Origin of the sequence: Streptomyces sp. NPDC006997, assembly GCF_040635175.1 — a bacterium.
Taxonomy (GTDB): domain Bacteria; phylum Actinomycetota; class Actinomycetes; order Streptomycetales; family Streptomycetaceae; genus Streptomyces.
Genome location: NZ_JBEYHH010000010.1, coordinates 123,425 through 144,877, shown reverse-complemented (window position 1 = coordinate 144,877; position 21,453 = coordinate 123,425). Strand labels below are relative to the sequence as shown.

Annotated in this window: 20 protein-coding genes and 3 pseudogenes; 12 read left to right on the top strand and 11 right to left on the bottom strand. The window is 72.2% G+C overall.

The features are described from left to right. Positions 1-112 precede the first annotated feature (112 nt). Positions 113-1,138 carry a Gfo/Idh/MocA family oxidoreductase gene (locus ABZ659_RS12770; protein WP_360217313.1) on the top strand — a complete coding sequence of 342 codons (1,026 nt, stop codon included), beginning with the start codon at positions 113-115 and terminating at the stop codon, positions 1,136-1,138. Here ABZ659_RS12770 and ABZ659_RS12765 read toward each other — a convergent pair. Then, positions 1,125-2,765, bottom strand: a complete 1,641-nt coding sequence (locus tag ABZ659_RS12765) for an alkaline phosphatase D family protein (RefSeq protein ID WP_360217310.1) — start codon at positions 2,763-2,765, stop codon at positions 1,125-1,127. The two genes, ABZ659_RS12770 and ABZ659_RS12765, sit on opposite strands and share 14 nt — an antisense overlap. Positions 2,766-2,980: 215 nt before the next feature. Between ABZ659_RS12765 and ABZ659_RS12760 the strand changes: the two are divergent. Beyond that, positions 2,981-3,363 (top strand): annotated as a pseudogene (locus ABZ659_RS12760) (3-oxoacyl-ACP reductase); the annotation flags it as partial. 263 nt (positions 3,364-3,626) lie between these two features. On the opposite strand, the gene ABZ659_RS12755 reads toward ABZ659_RS12760, so the two are convergent. After that, positions 3,627-3,953, bottom strand: a complete 327-nt coding sequence (locus tag ABZ659_RS12755) for a nuclear transport factor 2 family protein (RefSeq protein ID WP_360217307.1) — start codon at positions 3,951-3,953, stop codon at positions 3,627-3,629. Positions 3,954-4,131: 178 nt separating this feature from the next. Between ABZ659_RS12755 and ABZ659_RS12750 the strand changes: the two genes are divergently transcribed. From ABZ659_RS12750 to ABZ659_RS12740, 3 genes are all read left to right on the top strand, one after another. After that, on the top strand, positions 4,132-4,677 hold the full coding sequence (locus tag ABZ659_RS12750; protein ID WP_360217304.1) for a DoxX family membrane protein: 546 nt from the start codon (positions 4,132-4,134) through the stop codon (positions 4,675-4,677). A gap of 41 nt (positions 4,678-4,718) precedes the next feature. Further along, complete coding sequence (locus tag ABZ659_RS12745; protein ID WP_360217301.1) at positions 4,719-5,132, top strand: MazG-like family protein; 414 nt, start codon at positions 4,719-4,721, stop codon at positions 5,130-5,132. A 158-nt stretch (positions 5,133-5,290) separates the two neighbouring features. Beyond that, the gene (locus ABZ659_RS12740) at positions 5,291-6,481 is read left to right on the top strand and encodes a glycoside hydrolase family 64 protein (protein WP_360217298.1); all 1,191 of its coding nucleotides are present in this window, start codon (positions 5,291-5,293) and stop codon (positions 6,479-6,481) included. A gap of 19 nt (positions 6,482-6,500) precedes the next feature. Here the strand turns inward: ABZ659_RS12740 and ABZ659_RS12735 are convergent. Together ABZ659_RS12735 and ABZ659_RS12730 are read right to left on the bottom strand one after the other, a co-directional pair. Further along, positions 6,501-6,879, bottom strand: a pseudogene (locus ABZ659_RS12735) (hypothetical protein). Next, entirely contained in the window at positions 6,876-7,088 is a 213-nt protein-coding gene (locus ABZ659_RS12730) for a hypothetical protein (RefSeq protein ID WP_360217295.1), read from the bottom strand. The pseudogene ABZ659_RS12735 and the gene ABZ659_RS12730 overlap by 4 nt, the downstream one beginning before the upstream one ends. A 95-nt stretch (positions 7,089-7,183) precedes the next feature. Here ABZ659_RS12730 and ABZ659_RS12725 point away from each other — a divergent pair. Further along, positions 7,184-7,305, top strand: a pseudogene (locus tag ABZ659_RS12725) (ATP-binding protein); the annotation flags it as partial. A 233-nt stretch (positions 7,306-7,538) separates the two neighbouring features. Further along, positions 7,539-8,723 (top strand): type III polyketide synthase, encoded by a 1,185-nt coding sequence (locus tag ABZ659_RS12720; protein WP_360217292.1) that lies wholly within the window; start codon positions 7,539-7,541, stop codon positions 8,721-8,723. A 36-nt stretch (positions 8,724-8,759) separates the two neighbouring features. Here ABZ659_RS12720 and ABZ659_RS12715 read toward each other — a convergent pair whose 3' ends face one another. The 4 genes from ABZ659_RS12715 to ABZ659_RS12700 form a co-directional block, all read right to left on the bottom strand. Next, a complete protein-coding gene (locus ABZ659_RS12715; RefSeq protein WP_360217289.1) occupies positions 8,760-10,871 on the bottom strand; it encodes a SpoIIE family protein phosphatase in 2,112 nt (703 codons plus the stop codon). 340 nt (positions 10,872-11,211) lie between these two features. Continuing rightward, positions 11,212-11,403 carry a YbdD/YjiX family protein gene (locus ABZ659_RS12710; RefSeq protein ID WP_360217286.1) on the bottom strand — a complete coding sequence of 64 codons (192 nt, stop codon included), beginning with the start codon at positions 11,401-11,403 and terminating at the stop codon, positions 11,212-11,214. Beyond that, a complete protein-coding gene (locus ABZ659_RS12705) occupies positions 11,400-13,571 on the bottom strand; it encodes a carbon starvation CstA family protein (protein WP_360217283.1) in 2,172 nt (723 codons plus the stop codon). The genes ABZ659_RS12710 and ABZ659_RS12705 overlap by 4 nt, the downstream gene beginning before the upstream one ends. 89 nt (positions 13,572-13,660) lie before the next feature. Continuing rightward, on the bottom strand, positions 13,661-13,882 hold the full coding sequence (locus tag ABZ659_RS12700; protein ID WP_360217280.1) for a DUF3311 domain-containing protein: 222 nt from the start codon (positions 13,880-13,882) through the stop codon (positions 13,661-13,663). A gap of 168 nt (positions 13,883-14,050) precedes the next feature. Between ABZ659_RS12700 and ABZ659_RS12695 the strand changes: the two genes are divergently transcribed. The 5 genes from ABZ659_RS12695 (at position 14,051) to ABZ659_RS12675 (ending at position 19,389) form a co-directional block, all read left to right on the top strand. Next, positions 14,051-15,592 carry a sodium:solute symporter gene (locus ABZ659_RS12695; RefSeq protein WP_360217277.1) on the top strand — a complete coding sequence of 514 codons (1,542 nt, stop codon included), beginning with the start codon at positions 14,051-14,053 and terminating at the stop codon, positions 15,590-15,592. Then, positions 15,589-16,158, top strand: a complete 570-nt coding sequence (locus tag ABZ659_RS12690) for a SigE family RNA polymerase sigma factor (RefSeq protein ID WP_360217274.1) — start codon at positions 15,589-15,591, stop codon at positions 16,156-16,158. Before ABZ659_RS12695 ends, ABZ659_RS12690 begins: the two co-directional genes overlap by 4 nt. Then, positions 16,155-16,493 (top strand): hypothetical protein, encoded by a 339-nt coding sequence (locus tag ABZ659_RS12685; protein WP_360217271.1) that lies wholly within the window; start codon positions 16,155-16,157, stop codon positions 16,491-16,493. The genes ABZ659_RS12690 and ABZ659_RS12685 overlap by 4 nt, the downstream gene beginning before the upstream one ends. Before the next feature lie 99 nt (positions 16,494-16,592). Continuing rightward, on the top strand, positions 16,593-16,736 hold the full coding sequence (locus ABZ659_RS12680) for a hypothetical protein (RefSeq protein WP_360217269.1): 144 nt from the start codon (positions 16,593-16,595) through the stop codon (positions 16,734-16,736). 79 nt (positions 16,737-16,815) lie between these two features. Continuing rightward, a complete protein-coding gene (locus ABZ659_RS12675) occupies positions 16,816-19,389 on the top strand; it encodes a DUF262 domain-containing protein (RefSeq protein ID WP_360217266.1) in 2,574 nt (857 codons plus the stop codon). Between the two features lie 96 nt (positions 19,390-19,485). On the opposite strand, the gene ABZ659_RS12670 is transcribed toward ABZ659_RS12675, so the two are convergent. The 3 genes from ABZ659_RS12670 to ABZ659_RS12660 form a co-directional block, all read right to left on the bottom strand. Further along, positions 19,486-19,653: a hypothetical protein gene (locus tag ABZ659_RS12670; protein ID WP_360217263.1), complete on the bottom strand. Its 168-nt coding sequence runs from the start codon at positions 19,651-19,653 to the stop codon at positions 19,486-19,488. Between the two features lie 162 nt (positions 19,654-19,815). Further along, complete coding sequence (locus ABZ659_RS12665; RefSeq protein ID WP_360217260.1) at positions 19,816-20,364, bottom strand: hypothetical protein; 549 nt, start codon at positions 20,362-20,364, stop codon at positions 19,816-19,818. Beyond that, positions 20,361-21,431 carry an AAA family ATPase gene (locus ABZ659_RS12660; protein WP_360217257.1) on the bottom strand — a complete coding sequence of 357 codons (1,071 nt, stop codon included), beginning with the start codon at positions 21,429-21,431 and terminating at the stop codon, positions 20,361-20,363. The genes ABZ659_RS12665 and ABZ659_RS12660 overlap by 4 nt, the downstream gene beginning before the upstream one ends. Positions 21,432-21,453: the final 22 nt, after the last annotated feature.

Genomic DNA, 21,453 nt, shown 5'->3' with positions numbered 1-21,453 from the left:
GCCCCTCCCTCTGCGAGTGATCCGCGACCTATGCTCTCAGCTCGTACAGGTGGTCGGAGCCGGGTCGACGGTCCGAACAGCGGCGGCCACACCGAGGAACAGGGCGGGCGGGATGACGGACTCGACGGAGACGGTGCGGTGGGGCGTTCTGGCGACCGGGGGGATCGCCGCCGCGTTCACGGCGGACCTGGTGGATCTGCCGGACGCGGAGGTGGTGGCCGTGGGTTCGCGGTCCCGGGCGTCGGCGGAGGCGTTCGCGGAGCGGTTCGGCATCGGCCGGGCGCACGGTTCGTGGGCGGAGCTGGCGGCCGACGCGGAGGTGGACGTCGTCTACGTCGCCACCCCGCACGCGGCGCACCGGGCGGCGGCCGGGATGTGCCTGGAGGCCGGGCGCGCGGTGCTGTGCGAGAAGCCGTTCACGCTGAACGTGCGGGAGGCCGCGGAGCTGGTCGCGCTGGCGCGGCGGCGCGGGGTCTTCCTCATGGAGGCCATGTGGATGTACTGCAACCCGCACCTGCGGCGGCTGAAGGCGCTGGTCGACGACGGCGCGATCGGCGAGGTGCGCACGGTGCAGGCCGACTTCGGCCTGGCGGGCCCGTTCCCGCCCGCGCACCGGCTGCGCGACCCCGCGCAGGGCGGCGGCGCGCTCCTCGACCTGGGCGTGTACCCGGTGTCGTTCGCGCAGTTGCTGCTGGGTGAGCCGTCGGACGTCGCGGCCCGGGCGGTGCTGTCGGACGAGGGCGTCGACCTCCAGACGGGCGCGCTGCTCTCCTGGGACGGCGGCGCGCTGGCGTCGGTGCACTGCTCCATCGTGGGCGGCACCGCGGGGACGGCGTCCGTCACCGGCTCACACGGCCGGATCGACATCCCCGACGGCTTCTTCCACCCCGAGACGTTCGTCCTGCACCGGGACGGCCGCGACCCGGAGGTCTTCACGGCCGACCCGGCGGACGGACCCCGCACCACCTACCGGCACCAGGCCCGTGAGGTGATGGCCTCGCTGCGCGCGGGCCGCACGGAGTCCGCCCTGGTCCCGCTGGACGGCACCCTCGCGGTGATGCGCACGCTGGACGCGATACGGGAGCGGGTGGGCGTGCGCTACCCCGGTGAGAGCGGACTGGTCGCTACGCCGGCTTGAGCCCCTGGTCGCCGACCTCGGTGACGAAGGAGGCGGCGGTGGTGAGCGGCGCGTCCGGCGTGGTGACGTACGGGACGGTCTTGAAGTCGGCGCGCGCCGCCGTACCGCCGAGGGTGACGGTGGCGTACCCGCGCTGCCCGTTGTAGAAGCGCAGGTGGGGGTTGGCGGCGAGGTAGGTGCCCCAGTTGGCGGGCCGCTCCGAGCCGTTGCCGCCGCTGCTGACGGAGCTGGTGACGATCTCGGTGCCCACGACCCGGGACCCGGGGTCCTCGAAGTCCCGCTTGATGTCGAACCCGTAGTGCACGTGGACGTCGCCGGTGAGGACCATGAGGTTGTCCACCCCGGCGGCCTCCGCCCCGGCCAGCACCCGCTCGCGGGAGGCGGGGTAGCCGTCCCAGGAGCCCATGGAGACCTTGGAGGGCAGGGTGGTGGAGTTGTGCCGCCGGGAGAAGGTGACCTGCTGCGGTACGACGTTCCACAGCGCCCGCGACCGCTTCCAGCCGTCGATCAGCCACCGCTCCTGGGTGGCCCCGGTGAGGGTGCGCGAGGGGTCCTCGGACTCCGGACCGGGGAACTGCCAGCCGTCGCCGTACGCCTGGTCGGACCGGTACTGGCGGGTGTCGAGGACGTCGAACTGGGCGAGCCGCCCCCAGTGCAGGCGCCGGTAGAGCTGGAGGTCGGGCCCGTCGGGGAGCTGGGGTCGGCGCAGCGGCATGTTCTCCCAGTAGGCCCGGTAGGCGGCGGCCCGGCGCAGCAGGAACTCCTCGGGCGGGACGCCGTTCTCGGGGGTTTCGTCGGCGTAGTTGTTCTCGGTCTCGTGGTCGTCCCAGGTGACGACGAAGGGGTGCGCGGCGTGCGCGGCGGCGAGGTCGGCGTCCGTCTTGTAGAGGGCGTACCGCAGCCGGTAGTCCTCCAGCGTGACGGTCTCGTGGTGGAACTGCTCGGGCAGCGTCCCGGCGGCGTAACCACGGGCGCCGGCGGACGAGTTGACGGCGTACTCGTACAGGTAGTCCCCGAGGTGGAAGACGACGTCCACGTCCTCCTGGGCGAGGTGCCGGTACGCGGTCCAGTACCCCTGGTCGTAGCGCTGGCAGGAGACCAGGCCGAAGGTGAGGTCGGTGACCTTGCTGCCGGTGCCGGGCGCGGTGCGGGTGCGTCCGACCGGGCTGATCCAGCGGCCGGTGCGGAAGCGGTAGTAGTAGACGCGGTGCTCGGCGAGGCCGTCGACCTGGACGTGCACGGTGTGGTGGAACTCGGGGTGGGCGGTGCTGGTGCCCCGTCTGACGATCCGTCGGAACCGCTCGTCGAGGGCGACTTCCCAGGCCACCGGGACGCGTCGGGCGGGCAGTCCGCCGTCGGCCTGGAAGGGGACGGGGGCGAGCCGGGTCCACAGCAGGACGGAGCCGGGCAGCGGGTCCCCGGAGGCGACGCCGAGGGTGAAGGGGTCCTCGCCGATGCGGGCGGGGTCGAGTCCGGCCGCGGCGGCGGTACCCGCGGCGGGCAGGTTCACCGTGAAGGCCAGCGCGGCGGCGGCGCCGGTGACGGTCAGGAAGCGGCGGCGGCCGAGGTGGCGGGCGGCGGCGCGGAGTTCGGACGAGTGCCCGGGGTGCGGGTGGCGGGGTGTCATGAGCGGTGGGTCCTCCCTGCGGCGTGAATGGACGCAGGGGGCATTCGAGTGGCCGGGAACGACCTCCGCTTGCCACGGACATGACCATCCCGTTGCGGCTCGGTGAGGAGTTCCGCAGCGCTGCTCCACCCGTACGCTGCGGACTCGTGAACGTCAGGCAAAGCACCCCGGGCGCACCGCGTGTCGCCCCCGTCACCGACGCGGGCCCGGAGCCGCCCTACGACGCCTGGCGGCACGTCGTGGACACCAACCCGAACGGGGCGCTCCCGTGCGCCCGGGCGGCGTACCGGCAGAGGAGGGAGCAGGACCCCGAGGGCGGCCGGATCATCAACAACGGCTCGGTCTCGGCGCACGCCCCGCGTCCGCACCCGGTGGCTACACGGCGACCGACATGACGGCGCGGATGGGGACGGGCGCGCTCCAGGCGAGCGGGGAGGTGGCCCGGGAACCGGTGAGGGACGTGGCGGACTTGGCGAACTTGGCGGACTTGGCGGACGTGCCACGCACGGTACGGCACAGGGCGGAACCGCCCCTGGAGGCGAACGTGCGGTTCGCGACGGTGCTGGCGACGGGGATGCCGTACGCACGACGGGGGTGAGGTGGGGGCCGGACGGGCCCCCTGTTCGTCACCTCGTCAACCTCCACAAAGGGAATTCGACCATCCGCTCCTGCGCGGCCAGCGGCGGGCTTATGCTCGACTCGCCTCCACAGGAGCTTCACATGTGGAGCGCTCGGCTTCCGCTGCCACACCGAGGGGGGAGGCGGCAGCCGTTCCACGGCACCGGGTGGGGGTGGACCCCGCGCGGGACCGCGGGGTACGCACCGGAACCGTGGAACGGCTGTCGCACCACCTCCCCGGCGTCACGCCTGCCCGGTCTCGAAGCGCGAGATCCGTCCGTCGTCCTCGACGGTGAAGCTCCACCGGGTGCGCATCTCGCCCCAGGTGTCGTTGCTGTAGCGGGCGACGAGGGCCCGTCCGCCCCGCGACTCGTTGTCGACCTCCATATGGCCGTGCGAGGAGAAGATCTCCCGGTCCACCCAGTCGTCGAGGTCCCGGTCGGTGCCGTCGTCGGCCATCGTCGCGTCGGGCGTGAGCAGCGCGCGGAAGCCGTCGAGGTCGTGGGCGTTGACTGCGGCGACGAAGGCACGGACGGCGGGGTCGCGGAGCTTCGCGGTCTGGATCGTCATGGGGGCAGCGTCACACCGGCGGAACGGGTCCGCCACCGGGGCGGGCACGGAGGGGCGGTGGGGGGCCGTGCACCCGAACGGCCCCTGCGAGACGCCCGGCGGATGTTGGGGAGTGCGGCCGGTGCGACGGTGGGAACCCGGCACCTGATCCACCCCGGCACCCCTGGAGCGACTGACCATGACCTCTCCCACCCGCATCGACCTGGGTCTGCTGCTGCTCCGGCTGGGCACCGGCGGCGTCCTGGCCGCGCACGGCGCGCAGAAGCTGTTCGGCTGGTTCGGAGGCGGTGGGATCGAGGGGACGGGCCAGTTCATGGAGTCCGTCGGCTACCGCCCCGGCAGGGCGAGCGCGCGGGCGGCGGGGCTCGCGGAGGCCGGGGGCGGCACCCTGCTGGCGCTGGGCCTGGCCACGCCCGCGGCGGGCGCGGCGGCGGCCGGTGCGATGTCGGGCGCGGCGGCGGTGCACGCCCCGAACGGCTTCTTCAACCAGAGCGGCGGCTACGAGTACGCCGTGTCCCTCGCCCTGGCCGCCTCCGGCCTCGCCGTCACGGGCCCCGGCCGGCTGTCCCTGGACCACGCCCTGGGCCACGCCGTCAACCGCGGCTGGATGGTCCCGACGGCGTTCGCGGTGACGGCGGCGGCGACCGCCGTGGTGGTGGGGGCGCGGGTGAAGCGGCTCCAGCGGCCGCCGGAGGCGGAGCAGGACCCGCTGTTCGAGGAGTGACGGCGTTTCAGGACGTGTCGGCGGCCTGGCAGGCTACGGCCATGCCCGACCAGAACACGCAGCAGACCACCACCGCTCCCCCCGCCGATCTGTGGGCGGACATCGACGCCCTGTGGGACTGGCTCGACGCCCACCGCGCGCACGGCGGCCGGGAGGGCCTGCTGCTGCGCATGTTGAAACTGACGGAGGAGGTCGGCGAGGTCGCCCAGGCGGTGATCGGGGCGACGGGCCAGAACCCGCGCAAGGGCACCTCGCACACCTGGGACGACGTCCAGTCGGAGCTGTGCGACGTGGTGATCACGGCCCTGGTCGCGCTGCGGACGCTGACGCCGGAGCCGCGGGAGGTGTTCGAGCGGCACCTGGCGAAGGTGCGGGAGCGGTCGCTGGGCGCCCCGGGGGCGGCGGAACGGACGGAAGAGGCGGAGCGGACGGAAGAGGCGGAGCCGACGCCTTAACCGGCCCTTAAGCACCGGTTAAGCGCACCGCGGACCCCCCGGATCCGGTTGGCCGCCCCAGACGCCGTGCGTAGCATCGGGACCCCCGAATGAGAGCGCTCTCACAGGCGCCGCTCGGACCCCCCGCACACCCGCAAGTCGCTCTGGAGACCCCCCACATGACCGCACGTCACCAGCGTCAGCTCGGCCGCCGCAAGCTCCTCTTCGCCCTCGGTGGAGCGGCGGTGGCCGTCCCCGCCGCGGCGGCGATAGCCCCGTACGCCCTCGCCGACGACCCCGACGCCAGCACGGCCGCGGGCCTCCCCCTCACGGTCGTCAACGACACCGGCACCTTCGGCAACGCGGAGGTCCACCTCTACATCGTCGGCAACCAGGACGGCCGCCAGGTCCGGGTCACCCCGGACGGCGGCCTGGCGCCGATCGCCCTGGCGGACAACGGCGCGGACGGCTTCACGGACTACGCGATCAGCCTGGCGCCCAACGGCGAGACCCGCCTCACCCTCCCCCACATGTCGGGCCGCGTCTACGTCGCGCTGGGCGAGAAGCTCAGGTTCAAGGCGGTCACGGACGGCGCGGGGAACGCCGCGCTCCAGTACCCGGCGGGCTGGGTGAAGTCCGACCCCAACTACGGCGTGCTGCACGACTGCGCGGAGTTCACGTACAACGCGGCCGGGATGTTCTGCAACACGACCATGGTCGACATGTTCAGCGTCCCCCTGTCCATCCGCCTGACCGGCGCGAAGACCCAGACGACGGGCACGGTACGCCCCGGCGGCCGGGCGGCGGTCTTCGACGCGATCCGCCGGGCGGAGGAGTTCGCGCCCCTGATCGTCGACGACACCCGCGTGATCGCCCCGGGCCACGGTCTGGACGCGGGCCTGTTCCCCAAGGACTACCTCGCCCCGTACATCGACGAGGCGTGGAGCACGTACACGGGCCGGGACCTCACGGTCACCACCAACGCGGGCACGTTCACCGGCCGCGTCCGCGCCGACCGCCTCACCTTCGACGGCCCCGCCCAGGTGTCCTTCGCCCGCCCCTCCACCCGCGACGTCCTCTTCTGCGACGGCAACCTGGCCGCCCCGAACGACGGCACGACGGGCCCGGTGGCGGCGATCCTGGGCGCGGCCCTGAACCGCACGACACTCCTCTCCTCGGCCGACCAGCCGACGACGGACCCGGCGAGCTTCTACCAGACGGCCCTCACGAACCACTACGCCAAGGCGGTCCACACGGCCACGGAGGACGGCAAGGCGTACGGCTTCGCCTTCGACGACGTGGCGGACTTCGCGTCGTACATCCAGGACACGGCGCCTACGGGGGTACGGCTGACGCTGACGCGCCACTGACCGCCGGGTCGGGGAGGGGTCAGGCGTCGAGGTCGAGGACCCGCACGGGCCGCCCCTCCCAGACCTCGGGATCAACGGTGGCGATCACCGCCCCGCTCGGCCGTTCCGGCGTGGGCTCGGCGGCGTGCCTCGCATGGGCGGGACCCCAGTCCACTTCCCGGGCCACGGCGAGCGCGGCAGGGAGGTCCAGGTCGAGCACCGTGCTCCCGGGGAGCGAGGCGAGGTGCTCGGCGGTGCCGGGCCGCACCCGGTCCGCCTCGACCAGGGCAGGCGGGCGCGTGAAGGAACCAGCCCGCCTCGGAGTGCGCCCGGTGGATCAGCCGGGAGGCGAGCACGTTGCCCTTTCCCGCCGCGATCATCGCCGTCGCGTCGAGGACGACGTGTACGGCCTCGGTCACCGTCCCCCCGCCTCGCCGAGGCTCCGGTCCAACTCGGCGTCGAGAGCCGCCTGTTCGTCCGCGCTCGGGTCGTACCCGTTCCACCCCCGCAGGGTGGCACGCGCCTCCTCCGCACGGGCCGCGCGCTCCTCCGGGGTGAGGAGCGTCGCCGCGAGGTGAGCGAGGTAGCCCCGCAGGGACATGCCCTCGGAGGACGCTACCTGTGGCACTCCGTGTGCACCCGGCTGTCAAGTCCCCCGAAGGGGCACACGCCCCAGCACCCCACCCCCGCCCGCGAGTTCACCATGCACCCCCCGCCCCGACCTCCGAGTCCGGCCGCGGCCTGCTCCTCGTCGACACCTCGCGGACGACTGGGGCATCGCCCCGCGCCCGACGCAGCCCGGCAAGACGGTCTGGGCGGAGCCGCACGTACGGGAACCGGACTGACGGGCCCTCATCCCGCCCGCGGTGTGCGCGATGTCACGCATGGCAGAAATCGCCTGTGTTGCTCAGCTCACAGCGCAAATGCCCGTTTATGCCCCATGCTCGGTCGGAACGCAGGATTCACAGCGGAGCGCACCGGTACTGACTCGAAGTGTCGTGGCCGCGGTGGTTCATGACACTGCGTCAGCGAAGCGCGCCGCACGTTTCCGTCGTTCCCGTCGAAAGGTGAGACCCTCATGCCCGCGTACCTGTGCCCCCCGACCGTGATACACGGCAAGCACACCGTGAAGACCAGCGAGATCGTGGCGGACGTACGCGGCCGGCACCCGGACGCGCCGTGGGCGCCGCGGATGGACGGCATCGCGGCCAGTACGGGCATCGAGACCCGTGGGTGGATGGTGCCGCTGGAGACCGCCGTCGCGCCCGGCGACGGGAGCGTCCTGTCGGCCGCCGGTGTCGGCCCGGCGCGCGAGGCGCTGGCGGGTGAGGGGTTCCGCGACGAGGACGTGGAGCGCGTGATCACCGCCCTGGAGTCCGTACCCTCCCCGCAGACCGTCCAGGAACGCACCGCACCGGCCTGGGCGGCCGTACGGTCCTACGGTGAGCACGCGGCACGCGGGGCCCTCCAGGCCGCCGGGCTGGACGCCTCGGACGTCGACTGCCTGATCACCAGCCACTCCACCACCCCGGCCCTGCCCGGCCTGGACGTCGCCCTGGCCAACAGGCTCCCGCTGCGGAGCGACGTACTGCTGCTGCCCGCCACCCAGTGGGCCTGCGTCGCCGGGACCCGCTCCCTCGCGCTGGCGGCGGAGCTCGTGGCCGCCGACCCCGACCGGGTCGTCCTCGTCGTGATCGCGGAGGCGCTGAGCACCACCTACCAGCCCGCGGACGACACCCTGGAGTCCCTGATCGTCCGGTTGCTGTTCGCGGACACCGCGGTCGCCGCGGTGGTCACCGGACGCCCGAGGTCGGAGTCGGCGCTGCGGCTGGACGCCTCCTGGCACCACACGCTGCCCGGCACCCAGGACCTGCACCGACTGGACACGAAGGCGGACGGCACCCACTTCGTGATGGACCGGCGCGGACCGCGCGCCGTGCAGGAGACGGTCACCGCCATGTGGGAGTGGCTGCGCACCCGCTACCAGGACGACCCGGGCGCCTGGCACCCCGACGTACTGCTCGCGCACCCCGGCGGGACGCGCGTGCTGGAGTACATGGAGCAGACGATGCCCGCGGCCTGGCCGTCGGGGCTGCTGGACTTCAGCCGGGACAGCTACGCCACCGGCAACCGCGGCGGCGCCGCCGTGTTCGACATCATGCGCAGGGCGTACGACGCCGGGCAGGCGCCGGGCAGCCGTGCCGTCCTGTACGCGGCGGCCCCCGGCCTCACCGCCACCGCGCTGGAAGGCCAGTGGCTGTAGGAGGAGCCGCCGCCCGCCGCACCGCCGGCAGCCGCGTCACCTTCCGACCGACGCCCACACCACCTTGCCGTCGTCGGTCCACCGCACCCCCCACCGGGTGGTGAGCCCGTGGACGACGCGCAGTCCCCGGCCGCCGTCCCCGAGGAGTTCGTCGCGGGCCAGCCGCGGTCTGCCGTTGCCGGTGTCGCCCACCTCGCAGAGCAGTCCCTGACCGGTCCTGATCAGCCGTACCGTGACGGGGCCGGTCGCGAAGCGGACCGCGTTGGCGACCAGCTCACTCACGACCAGCAGCGCCCGGTCCCTGGTGTCGTCGCGGACGCGCCACCGCCCCAGCAGCTCGGACACCACCGCGCGGGCCCGGCCCGCCGCGTCACCACGGGCGGGTAGCCGCCAGGTCGCGGTGTCCCCTTGCCGGTAACCGATCATCCGCGCCAGCAGCAGGGTCATGTCGTCGCGGTGCCGGGCGGGCGACAGCGCGGCGACCACGCTGCGCGCGGCGCGGTCCAGCGCGTCCCAGGGGTGCACCTCGGACACGGCGTCCGAGAGCCTGCCGATGCCCTCGTCGATCGACAGGGCGGGGTCCTCCACCAGGCCGTCGGTGTACAGGGCGAGCAGCGAGCCCGGGGGCGCGGCGAACGTGTGCACGTCGAACGGCTCCCGCAGCGCGAACTCGGCGCCCAGCCCGGGGTGGGGACGTACCGCGACCGGTCCGCCCGGCCCGTCCGGGGGCACCAGGATCGGCGGGAGGTGACCGGCGCTGGACAGGGCCATGTGGTGGCTGACCGGGTCGTAGACGGTGATGCAGCAGGTCGAGCCGAGGGCGCTGTACCCGGCCGCCAGCCCGGACTCCGCGTCGTCCAGCAGGGTCACCGTCTCGTCCAGGTGCTCCAGCACCTCGTCGGGCGCCAGCCCCGCGGACAGCAGCGCGCGGGCCTCCATGCTGAGCTGTCCCATGGTCGCGGCGGCCCCCAGGCCGTGTCCGACGACGTCGCCGACCACCAGCGCGGTACGGCCGTCCGGCAGCGGGAAGCTGTTCACCCAGTCACCGCCGACGCCCGCGCTGTCGGGGGTGGCGGGCTGGTAGACGCTGGCGGTCTCGATGGTGTCGCCGCTGGACCGCGGCAGCAGCCGGCGCTGCAGCGCCAGCACCTGCGTGTGCTCGCGCTGGTGCTGACGGGCCAGGTCCACGTGGTGGGAGGTCCTGGCCACCAGTTCCCGCAGGTCGAGCAGCTCACTGTCGTCGAAGGGACGGCCCGAGCGCCGCCAGACCTCCGCGACTCCGAGGACGACGGGCGGCGCGCCGTCCAGGACGAGCGGCACGTACGCCACGGCCGCCGCCTGGTCACCGGGCACCAGGGCGCGTACCAGCCGCGCGTTGTCCAGGACCCGCTCGATCGCCGCCCGGTCGGGCAGGACGATGGCCCGCGCGACGTCGTCACGCCGTACCGCCCGCGACAGCAGACGGCTCGCGTCACCGGGCAGGTCGTCACCCGGAGTGACGTACCCGTCGGGCCACACGCGGTCGGGGACCAGGGCCGCCCGCCGCAGCCGGATGCGCCGCCGCGGCTGCTCGGTGACCACCTCGCCCGTCCACACGGCGAGGTCGAGGTCGATGGCGGCCACGTCTCCCCAGGCCAGCAGGGACTCCGCCAGCGACTGCGCGGTCTCGCCGATGTCCAGCGAGGTGCCGATCGCCGTCTCGGCCGCGTACAGGTGCAGCCTCTTGGCCATGCCGATCAGGGAGACGGTCAGCCCCTCCAGCGGCGCCACGGCGGGCAGGATGCTCATCGAGACCACCAGCTCCGAGCCGTCCTCGCGCCGCAGCCGCTGGACCCGGGCGACATGCGGTTCCCCGGTCTCCAGCACCTGCCGCAGCCGCCGGGTGACCGTCGGGACGTCCCAGGGCGGCAGCAGGTCGACGAAAGGGCTCCCGACCGCGGCCCGCACCCCCGCGAAGACGGGTGCGTCCAGGTTGGAACGGGTGATCCTCAGCTCCCGGTCGAGATTGACCGCCCCGAGGATCTGCTCCGCCCGCCCGGGGTCCCGCGCCGCCGCACCAGGCGGGACGTCACGCGGGATGTACCGCCCCAGCGCGCCGCTGACCATGTCGAACGGCGACCCGGACGCGGAAGAAGAGGCGGACTCCATGCGGCTCTCTCACCTCGTTCCTGACCGCACACCTCCTTCCATGAGACCCGGACTGGCGCAGTGGCACCACCTGATCACCCGGCGGGCACGGAGAGCGAGGGGGCAGCCGGGCGGCCCACGGCATGATCGCGGCATCACGCGCCACCGACCCGCGGAACGGCTCCCGGCATCAGTGCGACGGCACGTCGACGTCTCCCGCCGACCAGGTCAGACCATCAGGACGCGTCGGCTGCGGGCCGCTCCTGTATACCGCCCGAGTTCGCGGAACGGCTCGGCTCCGCGCCCGAGAGCCCTGCCGGTCCTGGGCACGGACCTGGCAGGGCTCTCCCGCGTGCCGGAGTCAGCAGCAGCGGCTGGGGGACTCGCCCTCGCGCCGCTGGGTGCGCAGCCGTTGGTACTCCCGGCGGGTGGGCAGGGGGGCGTCGGGGTGGTGGCGGAGGTGCCGTGCGCAGTAGCGCTCGTACTCCGTCTCGCCGGTCACCTCACGCGCGTACCAGACCACGGTGGCCAGCGCCCTCCGGACGACGCTCATGAGTCCGCCCCCACCAAGGGCTCGCTGCCGCGCTGCTCCGGCACGTCGAGGCGGGACTCGACGTAGGGGACCTCGGTCGTCGGCAGCGGCTCGTCGGACCGGACGGCGCGGACGCACACCACCGCGCAGTTGACCAGGACGATGAGGACCAGCAGCAGGAAGACCGCCATGATCACGCCATCCACGGTGTTGTTGAGGACGATGGTGTGCATGTCGTCCATGTCCGTGGCACCCGGCAGCAGCTTGCCGGCGTCGATGGCGTCCGCGTAGGCGTCACGCTGGGCGAAGAAGCCGATCTTGGGGTCGTCGGAGAAGATCTTCTGCCAGCCGGCGGTGAAGGTGACGACGACATCCCAGGCCAGCGGGACGCCCGTGACCCATGCCCAGCGCAGCTTGCCCGCCTTGACGAGCATCGTGGTGGTGACGGCCAGGGCGACCGCGGCCAGCAACTGGTTGGCGATGCCGAACAACGGGAAGAGCTGCTTGATGCCGCCCAGCGGGTCGGTGACACCGGCGTAGAGGAAGTAGCCCCAGGCGCCCACGACCAGGGCGCTGGTGATCCAGATGCCCGGCTTCCAGGTGACCCGGCCGATCGGCTTCCAGACGTTGCCAAGCATGTCCTGGAGCATGAAGCGGCCGACGCGCGTGCCGGCGTCCACGGTGGTCAGGATGAACAGCGCCTCGAACATGATCGCGAAGTGGTACCAGAACGCCTTCATCCCGGCACCGCCGAGCACTCCGGAGAAGATCTCCGACATGCCCACGGCCAGCGTGGGAGCGCCACCGGAGCGGCCGACCAGCGTCTCCTCCTCGACGGCCCGGGCCGCCGCGGCGAGCTGGTCCGGGGTGATCGTGAAGCCGAGGTTCCCGACCGCCTCGGCGGCGCTGTCCACGGTCGGGCCGAGCAGGGCGCCCGGGGAGTTCATCGCGTAGAACAGGCCGGGTTCCAGGACGCAGGCGGCGATCAGCGCCATGACGGCGACGAACGACTCCGTCAGCATGGAGCCGTAGCCGATCAGCCGGACCTGGGACTCCTTCTGGATCAGCTTCGGGGTGGTGCCGGAGGAGACCAGCGCGTGGAAGCCGGACAGGGCGCCGCAGGCGATGGTGATGAACAGGAAGGGGAACAACGACCCGGCGAAGACCGGTCCGGCACCCGTCGAGGCGAACTCGGTGACCGGCTCGGCCTTGAGGGTGGGGGCGGCGATCACGACGCCGACGGCCATCAGGGCGATGGTGCCGACCTTCATGAAGGTCGACAGGTAGTCACGCGGGGCCAGGAGCATCCACACCGGGAGCACGGAGGCGACGAAGCCGTAGCCGACCAGGCAGAAGACCAGGGTCTCGGGGCTCCAGACGAAGTACTCGGCCAGCGAGGAGTCCTGGACCCAGCCGCCGCCGAGGATGGCGAGCAGCAGCAGTGCCACCCCGATGACGCTGGTCTCGACGACCTGGCCCGGCCGCAGGTAGCGCAGGTAGAAGCCCATGAGGAGGGCGATGGGGATGGTCATGGTGACCGAGAAGGTGCCCCAGGCGGACTCCGCCAGCGCGTTGACCACGACCATCGCGAGGACCGCGAGCAGGATGACCATGATGGCGAAGACACCGATCAGAGCGGCGGCACCGCCCACCCTGCCGATCTCGTCCCGGGCCATCTGGCCGAGGCTCTTGCCGTCCCGGCGCATGGAGAGGAAGAGCACGATCATGTCCTGCACCGCGCCCGCGAAGATCACGCCGACGATGATCCAGAGCGTGCCCGGCAGGTAGCCCATCTGGGCGGCCAGGACGGGGCCGACCAGCGGGCCCGCGCCCGCGATGGCCGCGAAGTGGTGGCCGAACAGCACCCGCTTGTCGGTGGGGTGGTAGTCGACCCCGTCCTCCAGCCGTTCGGCCGGGGTGGCGCGGGTGTCGTCGACCTCCAGGACCCGGCGGGCGATGAACCGGGAGTAGAACCGGTAGCCGATCGCGTACGAGCCGAGGGCCGCCATCACCAGCCAGACGGCCGAGATCTCCTCGCCCCGGGACAGGGCGACCACGCCCCAGCCGACCGCCCCCACCAGGGCGACGGCGGTCCACACGAGGATTGGTCTGAGAGGCATCCGGGACCGCCGGGACGGTGGGCCTTCCGGCGCCGGGAGAGCGGATTCGGGCATGGCTGATGTGGGCATGACGACTCCTCGCCTGGGTGGTGGTGTGGAAACGATGCGGAGGGGTGGTGCGCGGAGGGCAGGCAGTACGGGACACGGGGCGGCGCGGATCAGGGATCGCCGCCGCTGTGCCCGGTCAGCGCGTACGCGGCGAGCAGGAAGAGGCCGCACCCCGGCACCCAGGCGAGCTGGTACCAGTAGAAGAACGGCGTCCCCGCCAGCCGCGGACTCGCGTCGGCGTACCAGGGGACCCACAGCAGACCCGCGGCGGGCGCGAGGAGCAGCGCGGCGACCGCGACGCGCCGTAGCCGGTGATGCCCCGTCCGTGCCATGACCTGCGCTCCTCTCCCGCTCTCTGTCGGTCTGTGCAAGAGTTGCCGACCGGGCGGAGACGGTTGACAGCGGATTACCAGAAGATTTCCCGCCGTTTCGCTGTCCTCCGAACCGGCCCGCCGCGCAACTCTCCCGAGAGGGCTCAGGCACACCAAGGACGGTGACCCATGGCCGACGGCGCCATGACCGCGACGTTCCTCGCCGTGATCGGCGGAGCGTCGCTGCTCGCCGTGACCGCGCGCCGTCTGCGTCCCAGCGACCGGTTGCCGTCGCTGGAGGGCTGGGCACTGGCCGACCGCAGCCTCGGCCCGGTGTGGACGTGGTTCCTGCTGGGCGGCACGATCTTCACCGCGTACACCTTCGCCGCGATACCGGGTCTCGCGTACGGCAACGGCGCGCCCGCCTTCTTCGCGGTGCCGTACACGGTGATCGTCTGCCCGCTCGCCTTCGTCCTGCTGACCCGGCTGTGGAGCGTGGCCCGTCGGCACGGCTACATCACCGTCGCCGACTTCGTGCGCGGCCGGTACGGCTCGCCGCCGCTGGCCCTGGTGGTCGCGCTGACCGGGATCCTCGCGACGATGCCGTACCTGGCACTGCAACTGCTCGGCATCAGGGCGGTACTGACCGCCGGGGGCGTCTACTCGCGCGGGGCGGCCGAGGACCTGGTGATGGTGGCGCTGTTCGCGGGACTGGCGGTGGCCACCTACCGGCACGGGCTGCGCGCGCCCACCGTCATCTCCGCGCTGAAGGCGGTCGCCGTCTTCGTCTCGCTCACGGCCGTCACCTGGCTGGTGCTGGCGCGCCTCGGTGGTCCGGGCAAGGTGTTCGAGGGGGCGGCGGAGCGGCTGGGGGGACCGGCGCTCCTGCTCACCCCCGAGCAACAGCCCGCGTACGCCACCCTCGCCCTCGGCTCCGCGCTCGCCCTGCTGATGTACCCGCACGTCCTGACCGCCGGTTTCGCCGCCGACAGCCCGCGCACCCTGCGCAAGGTCGCCGTCGCCCTGCCCGCCTGGACGGGCCTGCTCGCCCTCTTCGGCTTCCTCGGCATCGCGGCGCTCGCCACCGGGGTACGGGCGCCGGAGGGCGGCGCCGAGGCCGCCGTGCCGATGCTGGTCGACCGGCTGATGCCCGCCCCGCTGGCCGGGCTCGTGTTCGGCGCGATCACCGTGGGGGCGCTGGTACCGGCCGCGGTGATGTCGATCGCGGCCGCCACCAGCTTCGTGCGCAACGTCTACGTCGAGTACGTGCATCCGACGGCCACGCCCAAGCGGCAGGTGCGCATCGCCAAGGCGGTGTCGCTGACGGCGAAGGTGGGCGCGGTGGCGTTCGTGTTCGGGCTGCGCGACCAGGACGCCATCAACCTCCAGCTCCTCGGCGGTGTCTGGATCCTCCAGATCTTCCCGGCGGTGGCGGTCGGCCTCTTCACCGGGCGGCTGCACCCACGGGCGCTGATCGCCGGGTGGGGCGCGGGGATGCTGGTCGGCACGTTCCTGGTCGTGCGGGAGGGGTTCTCGTCCGTCGTGTCGGTTGGCACCGGCCCGTTCGAGATCTACGCCGGACTCGCCGCCCTCCTGGTGAACCTGGCCGTGGCCGTCGTCGGCACGCCGGTCCTCGAACGCTTCGGCGTCCCGCGCGGCGCCGACCTCACCGACCTGCCGTCGCGCCTGATCGTCAGCCGGCGTCCCGAGACGGGAGCGAACAATCCGTGAGACAGCACGTGAGACCCAGCACCCCGGTGCCGGTGCCGCTCGCCCCGGCGGTGACCGACCCGGCCGAGCTGGAGCGCGAGGCGGGCGTGGCCCGGCTCTTCGAACTGCACTACACCTCCATGCTCCGCCTCGCCGTGCTGCTCGGCGCCGACGACCCGGAGAACGTCGTGGCCGAGGCGTACTACCAGATCTACCGCAAGTGGCGGCGGCTGCGGGACGTCGAGGCGGCGGAGGCGTATCTGCGCTCCACCGTCTGCAACCTGACCCGGATGCGGATACGGCACCTCCAGGTCGCCCGCAAGCACGTGGAGAACCCGCCGGAGTTCCCGGACGAGAGCGTCGCCTCGGCCGAGAGCACCGCGCTGCTCCGCGACGACCAGCGGGTGCTGATCGACGCCCTCCAGCAACTGCCGGCCCGGCAGCGGGAGGCACTGGTGCTGCGTCACTGGCTAGGCCTGAAGGAGAGCGAGATCGCGGCCACGATGGGAATCTCCTCCGGCTCGGTCAAGACCCACACCTCGCGCGGCCTCGCCGCCCTGACCCAGGCGATGGAGGCCCGGCGATGACGCACCGAGACGCGACGCCGCCGCGCGGAACCAGCCCCGACCGCACCGAGCAGGAACTCCAGGAGTCCCTCGCCGCGCTGGCGGGCGCCGTCCACCCGATGCCCGACGCCTACCGCACGGCCCGCGGCGCGTGGCTGCGCCGCGAGCGCCGCCGCCGACTCGTCCTGACCGTCCTGGTCGCGGTGGTGTTCGCGGTGGCGGTGCTGATCGGCCTGTGGACGCTCAACCAGACGCCGTCGGACCCGGGGGTGATCTTCTCGGGTACTGGAACTGGGACCAGCACCGAAACCGGAAGCGCGCTGTCCGCTCACCCGCCCGGTTGGCGGGGCCCCTGAGAGACGGGACGTGCCGAGCCGACCACCCTGGACTCCGTCTCCGCACTCACCGCCGACCTGCTGCCCCGCGTGCCCTCCGGTCAGGTCCGGAGGGAGCGGGTGCAGCAGGTCGCGGCACACCTGGTCGCACTCGCGGCAGGGATCGTCGACCGAGCCTTCCTGGACGCCCGGTTCACCCGGGCGTCACTGGACGGGATGGACCGGGCCCGCGCGCTGCGGTGTGCGTGCCCGGACGAGCACTGAAGCGCCCCTGGCTGTCGGGGAGAGGCTCTAAGGTCCTTCCCACGTGCCACGACCGCATCGATCACCGAGGGGGACCACGATGCAGGCGAAGGAGACGCTGTTCGCCGACCTCGTGCAGGGGAGGGCCCAGCAGTTCCAGGTGCCGCTCTATCAGCGGACGTATTCCTGGACGGAGAGGCAGCTCAGACAGTTGTGGAGCGACATCCTGGAGCAGGCCGGGTTACTGGAGCGCGGGGAGAAGGCGAGTACGCACTTCCTGGGCTCCGTCGTGCTCGCGCCGTCCCCGCAGAACGAGGCGACGTTCCCCCGCTGGCTCGTGGTCGACGGTCAGCAGAGGCTGACCACGCTCTCCCTCGCGCTGGCCGCGATCCGCGATCACGTCAAGGACGGCGATCCGGACGAGGCCGAGCGCATCGACGAGGAATACCTGATCAACAAGCGCAAGGGCGGCAGCGACCACTTCCGGTTGCTGCCGACTCAGGCGGACCGGCCGCAGTTCGCCGCGCACATCAGGGGTCCGCGCACGGAGCAGTCCGCCGGGGGCAGCGTCAACGCGGCCTACGGCTTCTTCCGCCGCAAGCTGGTCGAGGCGGCCGATCCCGCGGCCCCGCAGGACGTGTTCCGCATCGAGCAGGCCATCACCTCCCGGCTGACGCTGGTGGCGGTGACCGCCGAGCGCGGTGACAACGTGCACCGGATCTTCGAGTCACTCAACAACACCGGGCTCAAGCTCAGTCAGGCCGACCTGCTGCGCAACTACCTGTTCATGAAGCTGCACACCCGCGGCGAGCAGGTCTACGAGACGTACTGGCTGCCGCTGCAGGACAGTCTGAGCAACGAAGAGCTGGAACAGCTCATGTGGCTGCAGCTGGTCCTCGACGGCGACGACCGGGTGCGCCGCCAGGACCTGTACGCGGCCCAGCAGCAGCGGTTCGAGCGCGGCGAGGCGAGCGAGGAGGAGATCGAGGCGTACATCAGGGAGTTGTACCGCCGTGCCACCCTCTTCCGCCGACTGCTGCACCCGGAGGAGGAGCCGGACGCGTCGGTCCGCGCCCATCTGCGCCGCCTGGACGCCTGGCAGGCCCAGGTCACCTACCCCGCTCTGATGCTGCTGCTGGACCGGCGCGAGCGCGGAGACCTCGACTCGGCGGACACGGCCCGTGCGATGTCGTACGTAGAGAGCTTCCTGGTGCGCCGGATGATGTGCCGGGTGCCGACGAACAACCTCAACAGGATCTTCCAGGCCGTCCCCGGGCAACTGCCGCTCGACGTGCCCGTCGCCGACGGACTGCACCAGCTGCTCTCCGCCGACAACCGGTTCTGGCCCGACGACGACGAGCTGCGCGAGAAGATCCAGAAGGCGCCCTTCTACCAGTTCGGACGCTCGCAGCAGCGCAAGATGGTGCTGCAGCGGCTGGAGGAGACCTACGAGCACCCCGAGCCGGTGGACTTCGCCGCCGCGCAGCTCACCATCGAGCACGTCATGCCGCAGTCTCCCGGGGACGAGTGGCTGCGGATGCTGGAGGAGGACGCGGTCGGCGGAGAGCGGGCGGAGGATCTGCACTCCCGGTGGCAGCACACCCTCGGGAACCTGACGCTCACCGCGGTCAACTCGGAGCTCTCGAACCGTCCCTTCGAGCGCAAGCAGGACCTGCTGCGGGGCAGCCACCTGGAGATGAACCGCCGCATCGCCGCGACCGAACGCTGGGGTGTGAAGGAGATCCGGGCCCGTGCCGACGAACTCGCCGACCGCGCGGTCACGCTGTGGCCGGCCCCGCTGCGCGGAGTCGGCCGCGCGGAGCGCAGCAGGGACTGGGTCCTGGCCCACGAGGTGCTCGCGGCGCTCCCCCACGGCACGTGGACGTCGTACGGCGATCTCGCCGCGTTCCTCGGCTCCGGTGCCCAGGCCGTGGGCAACCACATGGCGAGCACCCCGGGGGTGGCCCACGCGTACCGGGTACTCACCTCCGAGGGCAAGGTCTCCGACGGCTTCCGCTGGACGTCGGAGGACGAGGGGGGTGATGTGCGTGCCCGGCTGATCGCCGACGGCGTCCGCTTCACCGTGCACGGGGCCGCCGATCCGGCGCAGCGCCTCACCGCCGACGACCTCGCCCTGCTGGTCGCCGAGGACGACGACCGGGCCGACGGCGAGGAGACCGCCCGGCGCACGCCGGGCGGCGGTCAGGGCGAGGAGACGCGCGCCGACCGGTTCTTCCGTCAGCTCGCGGCGGACGACTCCCCCGAGACGGTGGAGGCGGTCCGCGCGCTGTTCGCCCGCTGGGAGGAACTCGGCGGCTGGGTCGGGCATGGTGCGGGTCAGGTCACGACGAGCGCGTTCCTCATGCTCGGGGAGGCGGGCGCGCCGGGCCGCGGGATCTGGCCGTTGACGCTGTACCCGGGCGGGGGGCGGGGCGGCACGGCGCAGGTGGTGTTCCAGTACCTGGCCGCACGGGAACCGTTCACCGACCGCGGCCTGCGTCTCGAACTCCTCAAGCGTCTCAACGAACTGGAGGGCGTCGAGATCCCGGAGGGCAAGCTGGAGCTGCACCCGAGCTTCCGCCTGTCGCTGCTGGAGAGGGACCGCAACCGCCAGCTGCTCGCCGAGACCCTGGCATGGTTCCGGGACCGCTGGGATAAGCGGGACACGGCCTGAGAGTGCGGGCGCCGAGCCGGCGGCCTGCGCGACGCCCTCTCAGGCGTCGAAGAGTGCGCCCTGGCGGTCCGTTCCGCGCCAGGGCGCTGCCTCGCGTCACAGGCGGGCGACGGCCCGCATCTGCTGGCCGGTGGTGAACAGGTCGTCGAAGAGGAGGAGGGTGCGGCCGTCCAGGCGGCGCTCGACGCGGATGGCCTTGGCGTGGGCGGCGGCCGCGAGGCGTCTGGCCTCACGGTTCCTTCCGGCCGAGCGCTCGGTGTCCACCGGCTTGACCAGGACGGGGACGTCGGGAAAGGCCAGCGGCCAGCCGTGTCCCCGACGGCGGCGGCCCCGAGGATCGTCTCGATGCCAGAGGCACTGGGCCGAGACCGTCTTGCCACGCGCGGTTCCCTTGTGGGCCAGACGGCTCGTCGCGCCCGGCCTGCCTCATGTCGAGGGGTCTTCGGCCGCCTGGCTGGCTGCCTCGTCGTGCCGCGGTTCGGACTGCTCCGGCCGTCCCCGGAAGGCGGCCCCCTTGGCTGTCCGCGATTCGACGCGTTCCACGATGCGGTCGATGACCCGCTGAGGGTCCTTCCACTTCAGAGCCAGCCGGTCGTGGTCCATCCCGTGTTCGGAGACGATGTCCCGCAGCTGTTCGAGGCCGAGCTCGCTCAGGCGTGAGCGGAGTCCCGTCTCGCCCGTCTCGGCGAACACCGCGAACGGGTCGATCACACCAGGAGCGCGGCGACTACGCCTCGGGCGTTCGGTCAGCCGAGGCGCGGTCTGCGCATCGGGGGGTGTCAGCGCCTTGGCCAGGGCTCGGGCGAAGCGTGTCGTGCGTGCGGCCTCGGACGCCACCACGCCGAGGACACGCGCGAGCGTCGCCGCGAGCTCCGGGTCGGACGCGCCGAGCTTGATCAGGGCTTCCTCGGCCTCCCGCACCTGGGCGCTCAGGAGACCACCGCCGTCCGGCCGACTGTCGCTCTGCTCGGTCACGCCTTCTCCTCGACCAGTTCGATGAACTCCTGCGTCATGGCACGGAAGGCGTCGAATCCGCCCTGGTACCCGTACTTCTGCCGCAAGGTACCGCGACCGACGAACTCCGCCGAACCGGCGATGTCGTTCTTCTCCGGGATGAACGTCGGCAGCACGGCGGGAAGCTCCTTGTCGCCCTGAAGGCGCCTGACGGTGTTCCAGTGGACCGTCGAGTTGGCCCTGTATTTCGTGATGACGATCCCGATCTCGTTGATGGTCTCCCCCAGGTCGTCCGCGAAGGCCCGCACCCGCCGCTGGATCTGCGGGATTCCGTAGGTCGACAGGACATCCGGAATGGTCGGGATGATGTATCCGTCGGAGATACGCAGACCGTTCAGAGTGACGATTCCGAGGTTGGGAGGGCAGTCGACGAGCACGTAGTCATATTCATCAATGATCTTCCGGGTCGCCTTGCGCAGGAGATCGGTGGGGTTGTTGGCGTGGAAACGCCCCCTGGGCATGGAGGCAAGGCGGTCCTGGACGTCGATGAGGTCCAGGGAAGAGGGCAGGAGGTCCACCTTCGTCACCGCGTCGACCGATGAGACATTACGCTGGAGCGTCTTCTCCAGGTCGAACTCCGCAGGCTCGTCCTCGGGGCGTAGCGCGTCCTTGAACAGGGTCGCCAGGGTGTACCCCTCGTCGTTGAGCTCCTCCCACCTCTCCTCCCCGATCAGGACCGTGGTCAGATTGGTCTGCGGGTCGAGATCGACCACCAGGACCCGCTTACGGAACTCCGCGGAGAGGAATTCCGCGAGCCCCGCCGTGGTGGTGGTCTTCCCGACGCCGCCCTTCAGATTGATGGTCGAGATGACATGGGCTTTGGCTGCCATGTGCTTCTTCCTCCGTCTGAGGTAGCGCCGAATCTGACTCGCCCGGAAAACCGGCCCGCTCCGCAGGTCCGCGACGGGAGCGGGGAAGTGCCTGTCACGGGCGCGCCAATTCGCTACGACCGTCCGACCGACCCCCGCCATCTCCGCGACTTCGAACAGTCCGACGAGTTGGTCCTCCGCCTCGGGCATGTCTTTCATGACATCTCCCCGTGAACGGCCT

Bases quoted from the DNA above. Each gene is read 5' to 3' on its own strand.
- ABZ659_RS12710 (WP_360217286.1), bottom strand. From the start codon at position 11,403: ATGAGCGTCGTCCGGAGGGCGCTGGCCACCGTGGTCTGGTACGCGCGT.
- ABZ659_RS12695 (WP_360217277.1), top strand. From the start codon at position 14,051: ATGGCCGACGGCGCCATGACCGCGACGTTCCTCGCCGTGATCGGCGGA.
- ABZ659_RS12755 (WP_360217307.1), bottom strand. From the start codon at position 3,953: ATGACGATCCAGACCGCGAAGCTCCGCGACCCCGCCGTCCGTGCCTTC.
- ABZ659_RS12720 (WP_360217292.1), top strand. From the start codon at position 7,539: ATGCCCGCGTACCTGTGCCCCCCGACCGTGATACACGGCAAGCACACC.
- ABZ659_RS12765 (WP_360217310.1), bottom strand. From the start codon at position 2,765: ATGACACCCCGCCACCCGCACCCCGGGCACTCGTCCGAACTCCGCGCC.
- ABZ659_RS12705 (WP_360217283.1), bottom strand. From the start codon at position 13,571: ATGCCCACATCAGCCATGCCCGAATCCGCTCTCCCGGCGCCGGAAGGC.
- ABZ659_RS12745 (WP_360217301.1), top strand. From the start codon at position 4,719: ATGCCCGACCAGAACACGCAGCAGACCACCACCGCTCCCCCCGCCGAT.
- ABZ659_RS12675 (WP_360217266.1), top strand. From the start codon at position 16,816: ATGCAGGCGAAGGAGACGCTGTTCGCCGACCTCGTGCAGGGGAGGGCC.
- ABZ659_RS12685 (WP_360217271.1), top strand. From the start codon at position 16,155: ATGACGCACCGAGACGCGACGCCGCCGCGCGGAACCAGCCCCGACCGC.
- ABZ659_RS12740 (WP_360217298.1), top strand. From the start codon at position 5,291: ATGACCGCACGTCACCAGCGTCAGCTCGGCCGCCGCAAGCTCCTCTTC.
- ABZ659_RS12770 (WP_360217313.1), top strand. From the start codon at position 113: ATGACGGACTCGACGGAGACGGTGCGGTGGGGCGTTCTGGCGACCGGG.
- ABZ659_RS12750 (WP_360217304.1), top strand. From the start codon at position 4,132: ATGACCTCTCCCACCCGCATCGACCTGGGTCTGCTGCTGCTCCGGCTG.
- ABZ659_RS12715 (WP_360217289.1), bottom strand. From the start codon at position 10,871: ATGGAGTCCGCCTCTTCTTCCGCGTCCGGGTCGCCGTTCGACATGGTC.
- ABZ659_RS12700 (WP_360217280.1), bottom strand. From the start codon at position 13,882: ATGGCACGGACGGGGCATCACCGGCTACGGCGCGTCGCGGTCGCCGCG.
- ABZ659_RS12660 (WP_360217257.1), bottom strand. From the start codon at position 21,431: ATGAAAGACATGCCCGAGGCGGAGGACCAACTCGTCGGACTGTTCGAA.